This window comes from Aurantibacillus circumpalustris (assembly GCF_029625215.1).
GTDB classification, from domain to species: domain Bacteria; phylum Bacteroidota; class Bacteroidia; order B-17B0; family Aurantibacillaceae; genus Aurantibacillus; species Aurantibacillus circumpalustris.
Window position 1 is genome coordinate 3,800,353 of record NZ_CP121197.1, and the last position, 19,460, is coordinate 3,819,812.

General features: G+C 36.3%; 20 protein-coding genes. 8 read left to right on the plus strand and 12 right to left on the minus strand.

Going from position 1 to position 19,460, the window contains the following annotated elements; translation table 11 throughout:
- Positions 1-70 precede the first annotated feature (70 nt).
- The 12 genes from P2086_RS15805 to P2086_RS15860 all read right to left on the minus strand — a co-directional run bounded on the left by P2086_RS15805 (position 71) and on the right by P2086_RS15860 (position 12,967).
- Complete coding sequence (locus tag P2086_RS15805) at positions 71-487, minus strand: DUF7674 family protein (RefSeq protein WP_317897723.1); 417 nt, start codon at positions 485-487, stop codon at positions 71-73.
- Between the two features lie 159 nt (positions 488-646).
- The gene (locus P2086_RS15810) at positions 647-1,993 is read right to left on the minus strand and encodes a sigma-54-dependent transcriptional regulator (protein ID WP_317897724.1); all 1,347 of its coding nucleotides are present in this window, start codon (positions 1,991-1,993) and stop codon (positions 647-649) included.
- A gap of 28 nt (positions 1,994-2,021) precedes the next feature.
- Positions 2,022-3,974 (minus strand): KUP/HAK/KT family potassium transporter, encoded by a 1,953-nt coding sequence (locus P2086_RS15815; RefSeq protein ID WP_317897725.1) that lies wholly within the window; start codon positions 3,972-3,974, stop codon positions 2,022-2,024.
- A 25-nt stretch (positions 3,975-3,999) separates the two neighbouring features.
- The gene (locus tag P2086_RS15820; protein WP_317897726.1) at positions 4,000-4,683 is read right to left on the minus strand and encodes a response regulator; all 684 of its coding nucleotides are present in this window, start codon (positions 4,681-4,683) and stop codon (positions 4,000-4,002) included.
- Positions 4,680-5,762: a sensor histidine kinase gene (locus P2086_RS15825; protein ID WP_317897727.1), complete on the minus strand. Its 1,083-nt coding sequence runs from the start codon at positions 5,760-5,762 to the stop codon at positions 4,680-4,682. Before P2086_RS15825 ends, P2086_RS15820 begins: the two co-directional genes overlap by 4 nt.
- A gap of 294 nt (positions 5,763-6,056) precedes the next feature.
- Positions 6,057-6,815 (minus strand): outer membrane lipoprotein-sorting protein, encoded by a 759-nt coding sequence (locus P2086_RS15830; protein WP_317897728.1) that lies wholly within the window; start codon positions 6,813-6,815, stop codon positions 6,057-6,059.
- Positions 6,816-6,836: 21 nt separating this feature from the next.
- A complete protein-coding gene (locus P2086_RS15835) occupies positions 6,837-8,108 on the minus strand; it encodes an ABC transporter permease (RefSeq protein ID WP_317897729.1) in 1,272 nt (423 codons plus the stop codon).
- The gene (locus tag P2086_RS15840) at positions 8,105-9,274 is read right to left on the minus strand and encodes an ABC transporter permease (protein ID WP_317897730.1); all 1,170 of its coding nucleotides are present in this window, start codon (positions 9,272-9,274) and stop codon (positions 8,105-8,107) included. Before P2086_RS15840 ends, P2086_RS15835 begins: the two co-directional genes overlap by 4 nt.
- A gap of 10 nt (positions 9,275-9,284) precedes the next feature.
- The gene (locus P2086_RS15845; RefSeq protein ID WP_317897731.1) at positions 9,285-9,983 is read right to left on the minus strand and encodes an ABC transporter ATP-binding protein; all 699 of its coding nucleotides are present in this window, start codon (positions 9,981-9,983) and stop codon (positions 9,285-9,287) included.
- Between the two features lie 10 nt (positions 9,984-9,993).
- A complete protein-coding gene (locus tag P2086_RS15850; RefSeq protein WP_317897732.1) occupies positions 9,994-11,097 on the minus strand; it encodes a hypothetical protein in 1,104 nt (367 codons plus the stop codon).
- A 55-nt stretch (positions 11,098-11,152) separates the two neighbouring features.
- Positions 11,153-11,734, minus strand: coding sequence for a TetR/AcrR family transcriptional regulator (locus P2086_RS15855; protein WP_317897733.1), 582 nt, complete (start codon positions 11,732-11,734; stop codon positions 11,153-11,155).
- Positions 11,735-12,262: 528 nt separating this feature from the next.
- On the minus strand, positions 12,263-12,967 hold the full coding sequence (locus P2086_RS15860; RefSeq protein ID WP_317897734.1) for a Crp/Fnr family transcriptional regulator: 705 nt from the start codon (positions 12,965-12,967) through the stop codon (positions 12,263-12,265).
- Positions 12,968-13,153: 186 nt separating this feature from the next.
- On the opposite strand from P2086_RS15860, the gene P2086_RS15865 reads away from it, so the two are divergent.
- The 8 genes from P2086_RS15865 to P2086_RS15900 all read left to right on the plus strand — a co-directional run bounded on the left by P2086_RS15865 (position 13,154) and on the right by P2086_RS15900 (position 19,287).
- Positions 13,154-13,297, plus strand: a complete 144-nt coding sequence (locus tag P2086_RS15865; protein ID WP_317897735.1) for a hypothetical protein — start codon at positions 13,154-13,156, stop codon at positions 13,295-13,297.
- A gap of 81 nt (positions 13,298-13,378) precedes the next feature.
- A complete protein-coding gene (locus P2086_RS15870; protein WP_317897736.1) occupies positions 13,379-13,624 on the plus strand; it encodes a hypothetical protein in 246 nt (81 codons plus the stop codon).
- Between the two features lie 14 nt (positions 13,625-13,638).
- Positions 13,639-14,019 carry a glycine cleavage system protein GcvH gene (gene gcvH / locus P2086_RS15875; RefSeq protein WP_317897737.1) on the plus strand — a complete coding sequence of 127 codons (381 nt, stop codon included), beginning with the start codon at positions 13,639-13,641 and terminating at the stop codon, positions 14,017-14,019.
- Positions 14,012-14,602, plus strand: a complete 591-nt coding sequence (locus tag P2086_RS15880; protein WP_317897738.1) for a class I SAM-dependent methyltransferase — start codon at positions 14,012-14,014, stop codon at positions 14,600-14,602. Before gcvH ends, P2086_RS15880 begins: the two co-directional genes overlap by 8 nt.
- Entirely contained in the window at positions 14,599-15,201 is a 603-nt protein-coding gene (locus P2086_RS15885; protein ID WP_317897739.1) for a class I SAM-dependent methyltransferase, read from the plus strand. Before P2086_RS15880 ends, P2086_RS15885 begins: the two co-directional genes overlap by 4 nt.
- A gap of 101 nt (positions 15,202-15,302) precedes the next feature.
- Positions 15,303-16,127 carry a spermidine synthase gene (locus P2086_RS15890; protein ID WP_317897740.1) on the plus strand — a complete coding sequence of 275 codons (825 nt, stop codon included), beginning with the start codon at positions 15,303-15,305 and terminating at the stop codon, positions 16,125-16,127.
- A 39-nt stretch (positions 16,128-16,166) separates the two neighbouring features.
- Entirely contained in the window at positions 16,167-17,258 is a 1,092-nt protein-coding gene (gene gcvT, locus P2086_RS15895) for a glycine cleavage system aminomethyltransferase GcvT (protein ID WP_317897741.1), read from the plus strand.
- Between the two features lie 481 nt (positions 17,259-17,739).
- Positions 17,740-19,287 (plus strand): SulP family inorganic anion transporter, encoded by a 1,548-nt coding sequence (locus tag P2086_RS15900; RefSeq protein ID WP_317897742.1) that lies wholly within the window; start codon positions 17,740-17,742, stop codon positions 19,285-19,287.
- Positions 19,288-19,460 lie beyond the last annotated feature (173 nt).

Genomic DNA, 19,460 nt, shown 5'->3' on the forward strand with positions numbered 1-19,460 from the left:
ACTCTCAGGGAAATATTAATAAAATGATTTGCAATACAATCGATTATGATGTATATCATTAGGTGAATAGTTATATACCACTAGCGTAAGCCTGCCTATTATATTCGTTCAATAGCCCTTTGTTCATAATCCCTTTGATTTTATAACTCATCGGGCTGGTAAAACCGAGAACAGAGGACATTGAAAAAATATAAACGTTCTCAATTGCATTCTTCACGGTTTTGTTTCCTTCCAGCAACATTTTTTCTGCCACATTAAAGCAATGTTTTACCTCACTTAAGTTTCCCTTTTTTATGAGTTGTTTCGTAAATTCAGCGAAACACTTAATTGCAGAATAAATATTCTGCCGACTGGATAATTTTTCTAATTCCTGATTTATTTCGGGTAATTCATTTCCCAGAATCTCAAGAATCTCATTTTCTTTAATAAGCTTGTTTTTGAGTAAGAAATCCGCTTTTATTTTGAGTAATTCAGCTAATGCGTTCATAGTTAATTTTTTTTGTAACGGCATGTATAAGTCAAAGGATGTGCCAATATTATTTCAATAAAGGAATTACCTAAATACCAGCATTTTATAAAATGATTGAAAAAAAGGCTAGAAAAAAGCCTATCAAAATGAGAGGCTTATTATCAAAATGAAATAGGTTTAATGAATTTTAAACTCCTCCAGCTTGCGGTAAAGTGTTGCAATGCCAATCTCAAGTAAGCGGGCGGTTTCAGCTTTATTACCCTTTGCGTAATTATATACTTTTTGAATATGAAGTTTTTCAATACTCGACAAAGCAAAAGCAGAGAGCGTTCCGTTTGTTGCACCGGTGCTATGTTGAATTTCAGGTGGTAAAAGATCAACAGTTAGTGTATCTGAGTTTGCAAGGATGACGCTTCTTTCAATTATATTTCTGAGTTCCCGGATATTGCCTACCCACTTGTAATGTTCTAGTTTTTCTATGAATTCGTTGATGATGGCTGGTGTTTTTTTATTGGTTTTTGCGGAAAATCTTGTTACAAAAAAAGTAGTAAGAAGCTTAATATCTTTAATTCTTTCACGCAGTGGCGGCAAGTGAATCTCGAACACATTTAAACGGTAATATAAATCGGAGCGAAAACGTTTTTCCTCACATTCAATATTCAAATCTTTATTGGTTGCGGCTATCAAACGGAAATTTACTTTACTTGTTTTTGTATCTCCTAATTTAATAAACTCGCTTGTTTCTAAAACACGCAATAGTTTCGCCTGAAGCTCAATTGGCATTTCTGCAATTTCATCCAAAAACAATGTTCCGCCATTTGCTTCTTCCAATAAGCCTTTCTTATCTTTTGTGGCGCCGGTAAATGCCCCTTGTTTATGTCCGAATAACTCACTCTCAATAATTTCCTTACTAAAAGCGCTGCAATTTAAAGCAACCAAAGGTTTATTTTTTCTTGGACTGGCGTAATGAATAGCCTCAGCAAATACTTCTTTACCAGTTCCTGTTTCTCCTGTCAGAAAAACAGTTGTATCGTTGGGTGCAACTTTTTTTGCAAGGTCTATTGCATCCAGAATATTTTTTGATTTGCCTAGAATGGTATCGAAAGAATACTTTTCACTCACCTTTCCTTCAAGGTCTCGCACCCGTTTCTGTAATAGAGCCTTGTCGAGAGCCCGATACAAGAGGGGAATTATCTTGTCGTTATCATCCCCTTTTGTAATATAATCGAAAGCACCGCATTTAATAGCTTTTACTCCGTCGGGAATATTGCCATAAGCGGTTAGTAAAACAATTTCTGTATGGGGATACAGATTTTTTATTTTTGCGGTAAGCTCGAGACCGTTTGTGTCAGGAAGTTTAACATCACACAATACAACATCAATGTCGTTTTGTTCTAATTTTTTCAGGGCGTTTTTTCCGTCACCGGCTTCAAGCACCTCAAACCCTTCCATCTGAATGATCCGTGAAAAAAGCGAACGCAGTTTATCTTCATCATCAATTACCAGAATAGTTCCTTTGTTCATCTCCGATGAGTTTAATTTTACTATGAAATTAAATAATTCTTTTTAAATGCAGCTCTTTTGGTTTTTTTATCACCATTGGAAATTTTTCAATTTTTACAGAACTACTATCAAGTCCAAATGCTTTCGCCTCACTTAAACTAAACCGTTTAATGAAGAAGTACAAATTGAGAATTATTTTTTCAAAAAAGGGCAGGTCATTTTCATAGGAAAGGAATTTTTCTAATACCACAAATTTAAAATCACCGATCACGTTATTTTTATTCAGCGACTCATAACGGCTGGTAATGTCTACTTCTTTATTTTTCACAAGATCCTCCACCACTTTCCTAAACATAAGATTAATTCTGGGGGCAATGCGGAATCCTATTCTGAAATCAATTCGTATAATATCATTCTCTGCAATGTGAGTTACTTTGTAATCCATACGGTATGGCTCATTTACAACATCTACGTGAACAAACCAATATACATCTGCTTTTTTAGGACGCTTTTGCAGGATGGAATAAATGATTTTGGATTCAATTTCACCGGGGTTGCTCGCTCCGGTCATATAAACAAGATGTGTGGCGTATTTCTGAAGCGAGTCATCGTTACTAAGATCAATGAGCATTTGTTTGTGGTCTTCAAATTTCACCATATCCACATAACGGTTACGAATTTTTTTCGCCAGGTGCCAAACAGTCATCACGGTAATCAATACAGAAGCAATCAATAAAGTAATCCAGCCACCGTGTGTAAATTTGCTGAGATTGGCCGCTAAAAATGAAAGTTCGATAATAGCGTACATGGTAATGATAGAAAAAATAAACAGCTTATTATAGCGTTTCAGGTGCAGGTAAAAGTTAAGCAAGGTAGTGGTCATTAGCATGCACAAAACAATGGCAAGACCGTATGCATGTTCCATATTTGAGGACTCTCTGAAATAAAGCACAATCCCAATACATCCTGCCAGCAACAACCAGTTCATTGATGGGATATAAAGCTGCCCTCTTAATTCGGTTGGATATTTAACGCTCACTTTTGGCCAGAGCGTTAAGCGCATGGCTTCGTTTATTAGAGTAAAAGAACCGCTTATCAATGCCTGAGAAGCAATGATGGTAGCCGCTGTAGCAATAACGATGCCGTAAGGAATAAAACTTTCAGGCATAATGGCATAAAATGGACTTGGGGCTTTAAACGAACTTAGCAATTGTCCCTCATGCGCTATTAAATACGCGCCCTGACCAATATAATTTAACACCAGCATCGACTTTACAAACACCCAGGAAACCCGGATATTTTGTTTGCCGCAATGACCTAGATCAGAATACAAAGCCTCTGCACCGGTGGTACATAAAAAAACAGATCCTAAAATAAAAATTCCAGTTGGGTGCATTCTTAATAACTCATAAGCGTAATATGGATTGAGTGCTGATAGTATCGACCAATCCTGTGAGAGTTGATACGTTCCTAAAGTGCCCAGCATTAAAAACCAAACCACCATAACAGGCCCGAAAAATTTTCCGATGAACCCCGTACCGAATTGTTGTATAAAAAATAATGCGCAGAGTATGCCAATTACGATGGGTACAGTATTCAGAGTTTCATTAAAAAATTTTAATCCCTCAATCGCAGCGGAAACTGAAATTGGCGGAGTGATGATCCCGTCTGCCAGCAATGCGCTGCCACCTATGATAGCAGGAACAATCAGCCATTTAAATTTGCTGCGCCGCACAAGGGTGAACAACGAAAAAATACCGCCTTCACCATTATTATCTGCCCTTAAAGTTAAGATCACATACTTTATGGTTGTTTGCAAAGTCAGTGTCCAAAACACTGCCGATATACCACCTTTTACAATATCGGCGTTAATAGGATCTTTGCCCACAATGGCGGTCATTACATACAAGGGCGATGTACCAATATCTCCGAAGATAATTCCAAGAGATACAAGAACGCCGGCAAGCGTTACTTTATTAATAGTGGTAGGATGGTTTGACATTATTTTTATCCGTTAGATTGATTTACTACTCTATTACAAAACGGTAACCTACACCCGATTCCGTTAAAATATATTTTGGACGATTTGGTTCGGTCTCAATTTTTTTTCTTAATTGGTTAATAAAAACACGCAGGTATTGCGACTGGTCGATGTATCCAGGTCCCCACACTTCTCTCAACAGGTATTGGTGCGTTAAAACACGGCCTTCATTCTTTACAAACGTGCTTAATAAATCGTATTCAGTCGCCGTGAGTTTTAAAAGTTCGCCATTTTTTTTAACCAATCTTAAATGCAGATCTATTTTAAGATCTGTTGATTCTTCTGGTTTACTTATGTTACCGAATATAGAACCACGTAAAGACGAACGCAACCTCGCCAATAATTCACCGGTGCGGAAAGGTTTTACAAGGTAGTCGTTCGCTCCGTTATCCAGAGCTTTTACAATGTCTTCTTCTCTGCTTTGTGCCGACAAAATAATAATAGGTTTGGTAAACCAGGTTCTTAATTTTTTTAAGACCTCGTGTCCACTTTCATCCGGTAAACCAAGATCAAGGAGAATCAGGTCAGGATTAATCGTTTTCGCCCCTCTTATGCCTTCTTTTGCAGTTAAAGCTCCACTCACTTTAAAATCGTTTGTCTGAAGTGTGATTTTGAGCAACTTTTGGATCTGCTCCTCATCATCTATCACTAATATTTCAGGTTTGTTCATTGTTTCGAATTACTTGTTACATAAGATAATTCAGATGGAATCTCCACTGTAAAAATTGCACCGCCATCTGGCATGTTCTCAAGTTTAACTGTTCCTTTCATTGCTTCCACAAAACCTTTAACAATAGATAATCCAAGACCTGTGCCGCCCGTACCTGCACTTTTGAGCCGGTAGAATTTACCAAACACCTTGTCGATTTCCTCTTCAGGAAAACCATTACCGGTGTCCTCAACAATTAATACCAATTTATCTTCTTTGCATAAAGCACGAACAGATATAACGGCATATTTTGGCAAATACGTAAGTGCATTGTGTATAAGGTTATGAAGCACCTGAAAAAGTAAACCGTAATCGAGTTTAAACAATGGGAGATTTTCTTTAATAGCTATATGAATCGGCTTGTTCTTTATATTATCTTTTAACTGGTTAATAACATCGTACACTAATTCATTTGCATCGAACCAGTCGTTTTTTGGTTTAATAAAGCCCGATTCAAGACGTGACATATTTAATAAATTATCCACTTGCCTGTTTAATTGTAACGAGGCTTTAGAGATTTCAGAAACCAATTCGAATTTATCTAACTCAGATAATTTATCTGCCATTGTTTGCAGATTGTCTGTAGCTCCCACGATGGTTGAAATTGGGGTTCTTAATTCGTGAGACAACGAATTTAAAACCGTATTATAAAGTTTAAGCGTGTTTTCCTTTTCTTCTTTACGGTTCGCTTCTTTTTCTATTTGTCTTATTTTAGTAGTAAGTACAGCATTTACCAACGCCACCGTAAAATACATCAGAAACATAAGAGTATCTTCTGCACTGCGAATGGAAAAAGTAAATTTTGGAGGGATAAAAAAGAAATTCCATACGAGGGCGCTCAATACAGCTGCAACCAATACCGGCCTCATGTCAAAAAACATGGCTATAACGGATACCGTCATCAGCAAAATCAAGGCAATTACCCTATATCCAACAAAGTTTGCTATCAGATAACACGCAACTGCCACCATCAGAACAGAAGTGAGGCTTACGAAATATTGTTTGCTTAAACTTAGTTTACGAAAAGAGAATGTTTCCAATTTCTTTATGATTTTACACTACGAAGATAACGAGATGGTTATAAAGATTTTATAAAGATTTGAGGCTTGGGTATAAATATTTTATAAAGATTGGTATTCTATCTTTTTGTGGATGGTGCTCTGAAGGCCTGGTAGTTTGGTTATTACCAGATAACCTAACATCCGCTCAAAAGAAGTGACAACAAAGAAACATGTTGTCAAAGAACTTTAACCCTGGTTAAGTTATGTGCTTTAACAAGGTCTTGCAACACTTTATATCTCATATAAAACACTAGAGTTCGTACTTAAAACACGCTACTGTTTTAAAGACGCCTTCGAAAAAACAACTTCTTCTATTTTCTGATCAAATTTAATATCCAAAATTTTCATTTCTGTACCGTTTCCGTTTTTTAACATGTCTTTATAAATAACAGTTGTAGGAAACCAACGTTCACCATTTTTTTTTACATCTTTCAATTCTATCAGTTTTAATTGTTGACCGCTCTTTGCGAAAAGTTCCTGCTGCAATGGGACAAAACGTTCTGCATCTACCCATATTTTTTGGGAGTAGTAAGCTATGTCCGCTACTTTAGAGGTTAATTCAAGTATTTTGCAGGTTCGGTCTCCAATTTTTTCTTCACCAATAATCTTAGCGGTATATACTTCATTCAGTTTGCGGTCTTCCATCATATCTTCATACGACATATCTGACCCCATCACCGATTGCCGGAGTAAATGGCCAGAGATCTGAATAATCCTGTCTGTGGACGGAGAATAAATCCATAATTGATTCTCAAGTTTTAACATCTTGGTACCTTTCTCGCTTGCGGGTGATAAATATTCGGTAAAGGATTTTTTTGTTCCTACGGATGAACTTTTCGAGGTGATGGTTCTGCTGCCGCGTTTGCCGTGAATGGTCATACTCGATTCGATAATACGGTTTGTTGACGACATGTTTGCATCTACTTTTTCAAGAATATTTTCTGCAGTTTGACTTTTTATAATTAGTCCCATAAAAGTGGTTAAGAAAACTACACTACCGATTCTCATTTTGTTTTTTAAATTATAATTCATGATTTAAATTATTAGTTTTTATTATTCGAGTTCTTTAAATAATTGCGCGGTCTTCCTCTTATAGATTCCAATTCCGGCAAGCGCATTGCCAAGTACCATTGAGAAAATTCCGGGAATGAAACCTATATAAAAAGCTGCGGGTGTTATGGAAGCTCTTACTACGGAGGGCATCATTAAACTTGAGTTTTTAAGAGAACTGCTTATGTCTACACCAACCTCCTGCAAATAAAAGGAGATTCCCAATCCAATAGCACTACCTGTCACAGATCCAATGGCACCAATCAACACAGCTTCATAAATTAAGGTCCTGTAAATGTGATTTTTTTCCTCACCCAGAGCCAATCGCACACCAAATTCGTTATACCGGCGTAAGCCACCCAGTAATCCGGTGTTCCACAAAACGATTGACATGGCTAAAACAAAAATAAAGATCATGAGACTTCCCATTCGGGTTGAATAATCAATATACTCTGCCATTCCTCCCTGATCTCTTAACCGAAGCATAACGGGTGAAAACTCATCATTATCCGTTTTATATTTCGTGTTAAAAGTTTGAGAAACGAGGGTAGCTTTTTCATTATCGTAAGTGTTGTTATTAAAAAAACCAAGCACTTCTCCAGCTGCGTCTTCCATCAACAAAGCTTTTTGTGCATCCGTGATGTCGATGATGAGTGATCCCCGATCCAGCACAGTAGAACCAAAACGAACAGTTCCTGCTACTGTAAAATTTCTAAACGCCATGCCACCATCCATGGTAGATCCAAACAGCGTAAAGTTATCACCTGGCTTTACTTTGAATTTTACAGCGAAGTCATTGGTGATTAAGGCTTCACCTGGCTTTGACGGAATTTTTCCGCTTACCAGCGCATCTTTGATATTAAAACGTGATGACTCTTTTGATTGTGGAGAAAAAAGATCAATGGCCCAACCAGCCACAGGACCCTGCGCGCGGGTTTCACCGTTATCATCAGGGAAATCAATCATTCCTCCAAACCGAATTCTCTTCACCCAATCCATGTCTGGATAGGATGAACGCAATTCACACACTAATTTATCAGCACCAATAATGGCAAGATCATTGGGTGCTTGTTCCAGATCTTCGGCATACGCTTTAGTAATTACCTTTACATGGCCGGTACTGAAATTCGCATTCATTATTAGTGATTCGCCCATAACGCCTCTTAACCAACAGCTTATTAAAACGGTTAACATAGCTCCTATGCTAACCACAATGATCGGCAGTAAACTTCTGCTCTTATCATTCCATATTCCTTTTAGCAAAAACTTTATCATTGTATTTTTCCTTTTAAAGCGTCAGTTGGTTTCATTTTTGAAATTCTTCGTGCGGGGAAGTAGCTCACCACCGTTGCTGAAAGAACTACCAGAAGAATAGTTGAGAGAATCATTGCAAGACTGTAAACGGGCATAATGCTTTCAGCAATTGCAATTCCTGAATCCGCTGCTGACTTCGGCATTGGAATTCCGTTTTTCTGAAGGTAGAGCAGAAACGGTATTCCATAAACAGCACCTAAAATCAACGCGAGTATACTATGCGCGCTTCCTTCAATAGTAAAGATTCGTACTACCTGTGAACGGGTCATTCCGAGTGCGATGTAAGTGCCAATTTCTTTTTGACGGCGAAATACCGACAACACTTGTGTGTCGAAAATGGCGAGCAATGCTATGGCTAGTAATAAACCGTAAATAACTTTGCTGCTTCCTTTTTTACTTTGCATGATCTCATTAAACTCCTTAAGTAAATAGTCGGTGTCCCTTGGTACCCAGTTATCAACGGTCTTCACCTCCATGGTTTTGTTCGCTACTAAAAGCGTTGCTTCATTAATTAGTCCTGTCATTTCCTGAAGTTTTTTTAAAGGAATCCAAAACTGCCCCTGATCAACCGTTGGCACATTTGCATCAAATATACCGGCAATGGTGATCTCCTGCGCATCGAAGGCTCCATGTTTGTCTCGCCAGCGCACTAATAACTTATCTCCTTTTTTGAGCTTTGCCGATGCTGCCATGCGCTTGCCAATGATGGCCTTAATTCCCGTTGTATCTGGTACCAGTAAATGCGAAGGCAATTTTAGAAAAGACTGTTCCGGGTCGATCCCTTTTAATACACAATTTATCATTCTACCTGAAGGATAAGCAGAAGCCTGTGTAATCAGTATAGGGGTCAGTTGATTATTATTTACCATCCCGAGTACTTCCTTCGAAAGCGGAGAGTGTGCATCCTGAAGTGTAAATGGATCGTAACGATCGTATTCCGCATGCCAAAGCTGTCCATTACCTACTTCCCATTCTTTGGTATCTTTCAGAGCCTGCATGTTCCACCCATCCAACATACCATTGTAAAAAACAATCACTACAAAAGCGAACGAAAGCACCGTTACATTAAGCCAGGTTCTTAAACCCGCGCCTAATAAATTTTTAAATGCTAATTTAAATGCTAACATGGTTTAAGTATTAGGAATTATGAATAAGACTTTCTTTTTCTATTGCTCCGTCTTTCATCGACACGATCCGATTCAGATACTGCATTACTTTCTCATCGTGGGTTGAAAATATAAATGTGGTGTTCAACTCTTCATTTAATTTTTTCATGGTTTGAACGATGTGATGCGAGTTTTTTGAATCTAGGTTTGCAGAGGGTTCATCGGCTAACACAATATCCGGACGTTTGACCATAGCGCGGGCTATTGACACGCGTTGCGATTCACCACCGGAAAGTTGCGCTGGCTTTGATTTCGCTTTGCTGGTGAGGCCCACCCAATCCAGAGCTTCCATCACTGATTTTTTACGTTCGGAAGCGGACAATTTTTGTAGCAGAAGCGCAAATTCAACATTTTCATAAACCGTGTAAACCGGCAAAAGGTTGTAGGATTGAAAAATGAAACCGATGTGATAGTTTCTTAGCTCTGCCGCTTTTTTATGACTTAAGCCAGAAATAGATCTTCCCATCACATTTACCTCTCCCTCAGAAGGAACGTCGAGTGAGCCAATGATATTTAAAAGCGTTGTTTTTCCTGAACCACTGGGTCCCACAAGCCCCATAAATTCGCCTTTCCCAATGGAAAGATCTACACTTTGTAAAGCTGTAAATTCACCGGTTCCCACCGCGAAGCGTTTAGTAAGATTTTTTATTTGAATGATTTGATTTTCCATGTTTATAGTATTAATGATTAAAGACTAGCATAATTTGAATTCCTTTTCCTGCCAAAAGATTTGTGGAGGTATTTTGTTGTTGCGGCAAAACTGAATTTTCCGGATTCCAGTACGCCATGATATACAGATAGAAATGTTTGAATTGTCTTTTCCAGTTTAAAAAATTGTAGGCGTTATTATTTACCCAATCGTAATAAACAATGGCTGAAACGTTGTGAAACATGCCCACGGGTAAAGAGAGCGAGAGCGCTGAGAGCGTGTTGGCGTTTGAAAAAGAAAAAGCATACTCATCATAAGACACCAGAAATTGTTCAAACGTGGTATTTAAACCACTGCCAATATCAAATGTGTAATCGGCACCAAGGGTCATAATTTCCTGATTACTGAAAACGCCAACGCTTCTATGCTTGTGAATCCAGGCCGCTTCATACCAAAGACCAATTCCGAGATCCCATTTGCCATCCACTCCTACACGATTCTCCGGAACTTCAGTTAAAGGATATCCCATATCGCGCATGTCAGCCATTCGCGAGTGATAAGAAACGGCGACTTCGCCCTTCTTTGTCGGTGCCTGAAACCTTCCTCCAAATTCAGGATATATTTTACTGGTGCCTGAAACTTCCCACGTCTTGGGTTTATCATTTCTATATAGTCCCCACAACCATAAATTAGCGTTGTTCTTATAGTAATATCTTACCAACACGCCATACACACCATTTGTGATCTGGAGCGGATCGCGTGGATCGATCTGATCGAACCACATTAAGGGACGCAGCATGCTTGCCGAACCAAAATTTATTTTTTGAAGACCAATTCTTATTTCGAACTGTTTACCAGAATAACGCCCCCAAAGCCGATATGGCCGGATGTTTCCTTCCACATTTACTGTATCAAAAAGATGGAAACCTGCTTGACCACTCATATTTAAAGAAGCTTCAAAATCCAACAGTTTACCGTTCGGAAATTTGACCTTATAATTAGCTTGTGGAATATAGCGTCCACCCAACCAAACAGGCAAATTGTTGCTTGGATTAAAATTAATCCAAGTAGAAAACTGTCCTTTAAATAATAAAGTATCATGAGTTCGTTTCAGAGTATCCTGCCCAAGGATCATAGAAGAAACAAGGAAAAAGATAACAAGAAAAAATATATACAAATTCAGTTTCAATTTATTTATGGGGCGAAATACCGTATGCTACAAAATTGCTGAACTCCACCAAAAGGTCTTGTGGATTTTTATAGAGCCTGAGAAGCCTTTCGTCTGTGATCATTTCAGATCCCTTTTGAGACATGAAGAATAAAAATTCCGGCTTCATATCCTTTCGGAAAACGCCTTTTTTTTGCGCCTTTTTAAAATCCACTAGCATTTCCTGCCAGAGTTTTTTAGTTTTCTCCTCGATGAATTCCTTTAAACCATCTCCGCTGGAAGTATAAAAATCTTTTAAAAATTCTTTGCTAATACCAGTGGTACCGTTCTGTTTCATCATGATTATTTTTTTTATTTTTTCAGAAGGAAGGCTTTTCTCCTTGAGTATATTTTTGACTTCAACCACCCCTTGTGAGGCCTCTTTGTCAAAAACCGCTTTGGCCAACTCGACTTTATTCTCAAAAAAACGGTAATATGTCATTTTGCTTATACCGGCCCGCTCGCAGATCTCTTGAATGGATACCTTTTTGAACCCGTATTTCCAGAACAATTCTCTTCCTGTAGCCAGAAGCTGCATATATTTTGGATTTGTTTCTTCTTTCATGAAATTACAATTAACGCACAAATATACGATTTTAGTAATATATTACAATAATCGTAAGTTTTAAACGAAAAAGTATTATTTTCAGAGCGAGCATACCTTACACCTGTGGCTCGGTTATGTTTGACTCCTTCGACAGCCTCAGGATAAACTCCGGAAGTACCGCAAACATTGCAAGGTTTACGGTTTTACTGTAAATCTTGGTGCCTTAATAAAACATTGCTAATTGTCACGTTTTTAGCATTTTCTACTCTTTCTACTCGTAAAGGCAGTTTACCTAATAAATGTCCCTTAGCTTCCAGTGTTGAGTTTTCAAAATCAATGACACAGAGCTTTCTTACGGTGAAGTTCTTGCTATGGATTACCAGCTTTTGATTGACAAACAGATCGCATCGGATCAAGAAAACCTCAGTCATCACGTTACAATCATTTCCGAAAAACTTTAAGTTATTTTAGACGCTGCAAAGAGTCATTCAAACATAGTTCCATTAGTGAAGTAAAATTTAATATCCTAAACCAAAGTAAAACAACTCAAAAAAGATTTGCAATTTTAGAAAGCAACTTTGGGTTCTTTAAGATTATTTTTTTTCCATGCGTCTCAATTAATTGCTCCTCCTTAAAATCATGTAACAAACGGGTTAAAGTCTCCCTTGCCGTTCCTACCATCTTTGCAAGGTCTTCTCTTGAGAGTGTTAATTCTACTGGTTTTCCGTTTTGATCTTCCTTTTTGTATTTATCGCGCAAAATCAACAGACTCAAAGCAAGGCGTTCCCTCACGGTTCTCTGAGCGTAAATAGCCAAGCCATTCACGAGAACTCCAAATTCATGGCTCATGCATTTGAGCAGGCGATTCGATAATACAGATGAGCTTTGAATGGCTTTAAGAAAATCATCCTTAGGAATAAAAGAAATAGTCGATTCTTCCAATGTACTTGAACTATCGGTATAATGTTCTTCACTAATTAACGCATGATAACCCAATAGTTCGCCACTCTTACACACATAAAAAATTTGTTCCCTGCCTTCCTTGTCAGTTTTGTATTTTTTTACTTTTCCTTTTCTTATGTAATAAATTCCTGTTGGGAAACTTCCCTCTCTAAATAAGATTTCTCCTTTCTTATAGTTATGCGTAACCATGTTCTTATTAAGTAAAGAAAGTTCAACTTCCGGAAGATCATCCAAAATAGAATCGCTTTTAAACTTGTACTTATCAAAAGGAAAATCAACGCTTTGCATGTTTGTAGACTACTAGTTCTTTAGGGTGCAAAGCTACTTCTTATGGCGTAAATACCAAATGCCAGGTAAGGTAAATGTGACTTATATCACATTTTAACCAATGGTAAAGTCACATTTTCATCCTAGTGAAAGTCATAGTTATTAATGTTGCCGACAGATACTTTTGTTGTCCATTTAATTCTCTTTATGAACATTATTGAAAAGATTAATACGAAGAAAGGACCCTTTGGCGAACACGTTCACTATGCACTTGGACATTACACATTTCCAAAGTTAGAAGGAGAAATTGGTACCAAGATGATCTTTAAGGATAAGGAGAATTTGGTTTGAAGCTTTAGTAATTATTTCGACCATTTCAACCGGCATTCTTAAACCCAAAAAAACCTGGGAATACAAAACACCGTTTAAAGCATGAATACCTTAATAAATGAATATCAGATTAATCTTAAAAGCGGAGAGATACTTCGTTTGAAAAAAGGAATGTCTAAACAAGAAGTAATTTCAATTCTCGGAAATCCATTTAAGGTTGAAAACTGTAAAAACCAATCGAATGAGAAGTTAATTTTTAAAATCAATAGCAGTTTAAAGCTTACCGATACCTCATATACCATATTGTTTACAAGACAAGAACTGGTTTATGTAGCAAAATTATTATAAACAAATACCTACTTATGAATTATCCCGAAAAACTATTTTACACAAAAGATCATGAATGGATAAGCTTTGAAGGTGATACAGGCCTGATAGGGATCACAGATTTTGCCCAAAAAGAGTTGGGTGATATTGTTTATTTAGACGTTAATACACTTAAAGAAATTATTGAAGGCGAAAAGGTTTTCGGAACTATTGAAGCTGTAAAAACTGTTTCAGATCTTTTTATGCCTCTTAAAGGTGAAGTATTGGAAATAAACCAAAAGGTAATTGACGCTCCTCAATTAATTAATACAGATCCGTACGGAGAGGGTTGGCTTATAAAAATTAAAGTCATTACCCAAAGTGAAAAGGAGAATTTATTAACCGCTAACGAATACAAAAAACTAATCGGTGCTTAAAACAATATTTAAAAAAAAGAGCGTAACGGAAGAAAACTTTAATCAACTCCTTCCTGAATATTTACAAGAAAAATCACGTCTCTATTTTACGCCAATTCATATAGCAAGAACTGCTGCTCTATGGTTAACAGAAAATGGAGAAAAAAAAGTACTGGATATCGGAGCCGGTGTAGGCAAGTTTTGCATCACAGGTGCCAACTATGTCAACAGCCATTTTTACGGCATCGAATACCGTCAAAGTCTTGTAAAATTGGCCAATGAACTCATTTCCTACTACAAAATAGAAAATGCAACGATTGTAAATGAAAATGTAATAAATGTTGATTTCACAAACTATGATTCATTTTATTTATACAATCCGTTTTATGAGAACCTTATCGCGTCTGAACGACTTAACAATGAAGTAGAGTTGAAAGATTCATTGTACGGATATTACTTAAAGCATACCGAACAGCAATTAGATAAGACTAAACCCGGTACAAAGCTAGTCACCTTTCATGGTAATAATTTTGAAGTTCCGGATTCATTTGAAAAAATTAAAGAAACACAAGATGCAACGCTTAAACTCTGGATAAAAAAATGATCGCCGACTATCTGAGATTAAACATACCACTAAAGGACGCGGAGTTTGATACAATTTATCCCACTGAAATGAGAAAAATGTCTAAACGTCATTTTACTGAAATTGATGTCGCCATTATAGCTGCTCAGTTTTTGGTGACTAAACCAAAACAAAAGATATTGGATATCGGGAGTGGATTAGGCAAATTTTGTTTTGTAGCAGGATCGTACACAGATGCTAGTTACACAGGTGTAGATTATAGAAAACACTTTGTTGAACTTTGTGATGAATTGACAACTAAACATAAGTTTAAAAATGTGCGTTTTATTCATAACGATGTCGTAAATGTGGATTTTACTGAATTTGATTCTTTTTACTTTTTTAATTCCTTTTTAGAACATTGGGACCACGGAGCAGGTCTAGATGATACTGTTATTCTGAATTACCATAATTATAAAAGGTATTCAGAATTTCTAAAAAACCAATTTGAAAAACTACCCGACGGCACACGCATTGTAACTTATCACGCAGAAAGAGATCAAATTCCAGATTCATACAAGCTTTTAAACACGTATTATAACGGCTTATTAAATTGTTGGGAAAAGATTTCGAATCTATAAAATGTTGTTGAATCACCGTAACGGAGTTACAAAAGGATAAAAGGAAATAATCATTAACGCTTAGCTGAACCACTAGCTTCAATGGAGAAAAAAATAAAGGCATGGTAAAACACTTTTTCAGTTATTTGTATCCCGTTTTAATCGAACTAAGATCTGGTGAATTACTCCAACATCTGGAAGTAATAAAATATCACGGCAAGTACCAACTAGACAGTCTTACTGTAAATTATTCTTATGGCGGTTTGCATAAAGCATTTGATAAGCTCTTCAGGAAGATAAACATAAACGAACAAAATTTTAATAAAGTTCTTTTACTTGGCTTGGGCGCCGGAAGTGTAGTTTCTTTGCTAACAGAAAAGTATAAAAAGAAATGCGAGATAACCGCTTTGGAAAATGACGAAATAGTTGTTGAGCTTGCAAAAAAGTATTTTAACGTGCAAAGATTTGACTCGCTTAATATTATTAAACAGGACGCTTTTAAATTTGTTCACGAAACCAATAATAAATATGACTTGGTTATTGTTGATCTCTTTATAGACAACGAGGTTCCAAAAATATTTACAACGCCGAAGTTCATTGAAAATCTCAAAAAAATTACCACAAACAACTGTAGTGTAATTTTTAATAAAACAACAGAAACAATTGCACATAAAGAGGAGTTTCAAAACTTACGTCAACTTTTTGAAACCTACTTTCCGGGATTTGCAGTGATTAAATTAATTTCAAATGGAATGGAGAATAGGTTTATAGTTTATAATACATTACCGCTTGTAATGGAGTCTTCAGCAAAGTCAAACAACCACAACCCAGCCACTAACTTCTGGAAAGATCTTAATCTGGGCTACAATTTTAATTCTAGTAAAACGAACCTAAAGCGCAATGTTGTGATAACTGTAGACAAGCTAAAATTTAATGCGACACTTTAAAAATAACATTGTGAGTATACAAAGACTTAAACAAACAAAATGAAAGAAACACCTCTAACAGAAATTCACAAACAATTGGGCGCAAAAATGGCATCATTTGCTGGATACAACATGCCTATTCAATTCGAAGGTATTAATGTAGAGCATGAGGCTGTCAGAAATCGCGTAGGTGTATTTGATGTTTCACACATGGGCGAGTTCTTAATCTATGGAGATCATGCACTTGACCTGGTGCAGAAAGTAACAACAAATGACGCAGCAAAACTGAAAGTAGGAAGTATACAATATTCCTGTATGCTAAACGATGCCACTGGGATTGTAGACGACCTATTGGTTTACAGAAAATCTCAGAATTCCTATATGCTTGTAGTGAACGCCTCTAATATTGAAAAAGATTGGAAGTGGATTAAATCTAAAAATAATTTTAAAGCAGGCATGCTTAACCTATCAGATCAAACTGCCTTGCTTGCAATTCAGGGTCCAGATGCAGTTGAGGTTTTGCAGGAATTAACACCTGTTGATCTTGCCACTATCCCGTATTATTCTTTCAAAACAGGAACCATTGCCGGAATTCCTGATGTGATAATTTCAAATACTGGATATACAGGAGCTGGAGGATTCGAACTCTACATTCAAAATAACGATGTGGCTTATATCTGGAAACAACTCTTTAACGTCGGCGAAAAATACGGTATAAAACCAATCGGGCTGGGAGCAAGAGACACGCTTCGGCTTGAAATGGGTTATTGTTTATATGGGAACGATATCGATGATTCAACTAGTCCACTTGAAGCAGGATTGGGTTGGATAACTAAGTTTACAAAAGACTTTACATCCGCGTTGAGTTTGGGCGCACAAAAAAGGCTTGGCATCTCAAAAAAATTAGTGGGATTTGAAATGATGGAAAGAGGCATCCCCCGACATGGTTACGACATAGTAGATGGATCTGAAAACGTAATTGGCCGCGTTACAAGTGGAACACAATCTCCCACACTCAAAATAGCAATTGGCATGGGGTATGTAAAAAAAGAATTCTCGGAGCCCGGCACAGAAATATTTATCAAAATCCGGGATCATAAAGTGAAAGCATGTGTTCGAAAAATTCCATTTATCACAACAACTTTAAAATAGAATTCAATGTTTAAAAAACTTTATAAAAAATACGGCTCTTATTTTGTTGACGTTTGGCAGTATTTAGCCATTATTATTACGATGGTTGTTGCCGCAATTTTTATTTTATAACATGTTTATTTTTTTTGATTGGATCATACAAAAAACAAACGGAAAAATTACCTACCATCTGATTACGTATTTTATGATGGTGCTGTTGATTTCGATTGTTTTTTTATTTGTTTTTGTTTTATGATATGTTAAAGCCAATAAAGATTTAGTAATTGAAAAATACTTGCCCTTTAAACTATTGTTTTACACGTAAGAATGAATGGACCAATCTAAATAGTGTCAAGTTCATATTGGGCACACTGAGAGCTAGATATATGAGTGCTGTGGACTAAACTATGAAAACATTAGAATCAAGAAGGATTGTAAAAAAGAACATCAAATTAGAACACCCATTTTATCCTATTTGTGGTTCTTAATAAATAAAACAGACATGAACTGTAAAAATATTTTAGCAGATTTTAAATCAGGGTTAGTTGTCTTTTTAGTTGCCCTACCTTTATGTTTAGGTATTGCATTAGCATGTGGCATTCCATTGTTTTCTGGTATTATTTCAGGGGTTATTGGTGGTGTATTGGTAACAGTCTTTAGCGGCTCCAAATACAGTGTTTCTGGTCCCGCAGCAGGGTTAACAACTATTGTTATTTCTGCTATTTCTCAATTAGGGAGCTTTGAAACTTTTCTAGCAGCAATTGTATTTGCAGGTGTTTTACAAATTAGTTTTGGAATATTAAAGGCTGGAGGAATTGGCAATTATATACCTAATTCAGTTATAAAAGGCATGTTAGCCGGCATCGGGCTAATATTGATTAGTAAACAATTACCTCATTTAATAGGCTATCACACAAATACCAATAATTTTTATTTTAAATCTATCATTTCAATAGATACATTTAATGATGTGATAGACCAAATAGATGCAGGTGTAATTATTATAGGTATAGTTTCTTTATCATCTTTAATCATAGCAGAAAAAGGGTTTTACAAAAAGAACAAAATCTTATCAAATGTGCCAGGTCCATTATTAGCTGTCTTACTTGGTATTTTATTAACTACTGTGTTTAATTATTACCCAGGCCTTACTATTGATAATAAATATTTGGTTCATCTTCCAAAAATCGCGTCATTTTCAGATTTTAAAAGCAATCTTTCCTTTCCAAATTTCACTCAAGTTTCAAATATCGGGTTTTGGGTAATTGTATTTACACTTGCGGTAGTGGCTAGTTTAGAAACATTACTAGGCATTGAAGCTATAGATAAATTAGACCCCGATAAAAACGAATCGAACACGAATAAAGAGTTGTTAGCTCAGGGAATTGGAAATATAGTGAGTGGATTTATTGGTGGATTACCTTTAACATCCGCTACTGTGAGAAGTTCAGCAAACATTGATTCGGGAGCAAAATCTAAACTATCAGCAATATTTCACGCTCTATTCCTTTTAGGAAGCGTAGTACTTTTACCAAAAATACTAGCCTTAATTCCGAATACGAGTTTAGCGGCAATTCTAACGATGACAGGCTTTAAATTAACCAGGGTAGCGTTATATAAAAAGAAATGGAAAATAGGTTTCTCATACTTTTTTCCTTTTATTACCACAATTATTGCAATGCTAATTACTGACTTATTAAAAGGAGTTTTTGTTGGGATACTTGTGGCAGTTGTTTTTATAATAAGGGATAATATTAAATTTTATTTTGAATCATCAATCGAAATAAAAAACGGCATTCAACATTATTTTTTGAAGTTACCACAACAAGTTACTTTTTTTAATAAAGGATATCTAATCAATTATTTTAAAACGATTAATTCTGGAAGCAAGGTAATTATTGATGGTACTGTTAATAAAACCATTAATAATGATGCGAAAGATGTAATCACAGACTTTATAGTAAACAGCACCAAGAGAAATATTGAAGTAGTATTAATAAATTTTCCAGATGAGAATACTCAGCATACAAATGGCCGTCGTAATAATTAAATAAACTAAATTATCTAGCATAGTAAAATTTGAAGGGCTCAATTGCCAATAAAAAAACTAGTGTAAAGACGAAATGTTTTACGGCTTAATTTAAGATTAAAAAAATCATTACTTAGAAATGAGAATTAGAAAATATATTGATATAATAAATCCATTTAGCAAAGGGAAAGTGC